Here is a 1103-nt window from a genome sequence, read left to right as displayed (position 1 = left end):
ACTGGAGTTTAGACTAAAGAGTACGATCGCCCTCAAGCAAAAGTGATCTCCCCACAGCACAATCGAAGGGATGAGAGAACCAACAACAGGCAAAAAAATACCGGGTCAACTCTGCTGGAGTTGACCCGGATGGCGGAAGATAGGGAAGTCTCACCAACCCGATCAACCGCTATGAATAATGTTGTCACTCAATTGCTTGAGTTTCGTCAAGCCATCTACAACAATCTACGTAAAGCGCAAGATGCTACCTTTGAGTTAATGGATGCGCTCTTGTTAACTAGAACAGCTCAAAGTTTAGCCGACTTATCATTATCTTGTGTGTTTCGCCGTCAATGGCCAAGCGTTTACGAAGCATTACAAGACACTCGACCAGATCGACAACAATTAATGAAACTTTACATCCAACAACTCCCGCGATCGGAACGAATTGTCCTCGCGGGCGACCATACGAGTTGGTCAAGACCGTTCGCCAAAACACTGAAAGAACGTACTTACGAACATTCCCCATCACAACTGGGAGGTCGCGGGCGTGACTGTAGGATACGGTTACAGTACATTGGCGTGGATACCTGAAGCACAAGGAAGTTGGGCCTTGCCACTGTTACACGAGAGAATTACCAGTTGGGACAGTCCAATTTCTCAGGCTGTTCAACAATTATCGAGTGTCAGTTCTCACTTGCCGTCAAGAGCGCTATCGTTGTGGGACAGCGAATACGGCTGTGCGCCGTTTGTAAATCAAACCGCAGAATTGCCGGTCGATAAACTGATGCGCCTGCGGTCGAATTTATGTTTGTGGGGGCCACCGCCTGCTTATGGAGGCCAAGGTAGACCTAAAGTCCACGGCGAGCGATTCAAACTCAACGACTCTACAACTTGGAGTTCTCCCGCACAACAAGTTGAGGTGGATGACCCAGATTTAGGTCAATTGCGAATACGGGTGTGGCACAATTTACATTTTCGCTTGTCCCCCTCTCATGAGATGTCGATTCTGCTGGTGGAACTCCTCGGCTGCTGATGGCTCTACCAGGATTGGGAAGCCGATGTGGTTGGCGTTTGTCGGGTTAAAAATGCCTGCTGTCACAGAAATTTGGCGACTCTATTTA

At 48.5% G+C, this 1103-nt stretch carries 2 protein-coding genes; both read left to right on the top strand.

The window, feature by feature from the left end:
• Positions 1–171 precede the first annotated feature (171 nt).
• Positions 172–573 (top strand): transposase, encoded by a 402-nt coding sequence (locus QUA34_RS30075; RefSeq protein WP_333391171.1) that lies wholly within the window; start codon positions 172–174, stop codon positions 571–573.
• Positions 530–1015, top strand: coding sequence for a transposase (locus tag QUA34_RS30070; protein ID WP_333332859.1), 486 nt, complete (start codon positions 530–532; stop codon positions 1013–1015). Before QUA34_RS30075 ends, QUA34_RS30070 begins: the two co-directional genes overlap by 44 nt.
• Positions 1016–1103: the final 88 nt, after the last annotated feature.

It is taken from the genome of Microcoleus sp. POL10_C6 (assembly GCF_036701585.1).
In the GTDB taxonomy this organism is placed as follows: domain Bacteria; phylum Cyanobacteriota; class Cyanobacteriia; order Cyanobacteriales; family Microcoleaceae; genus Microcoleus.
The sequence above is the reverse complement of the archived record's forward strand: the minus strand, read 5'-3'. Positions and strand labels throughout refer to the sequence as shown.

What these genes read in the sequence shown, in the direction of transcription:
- QUA34_RS30075 (WP_333391171.1), top strand. Translation starts at nt 172, where the DNA reads ATGAATAATGTTGTCACTCAATTGCTTGAGTTTCGTCAAGCCATCTAC.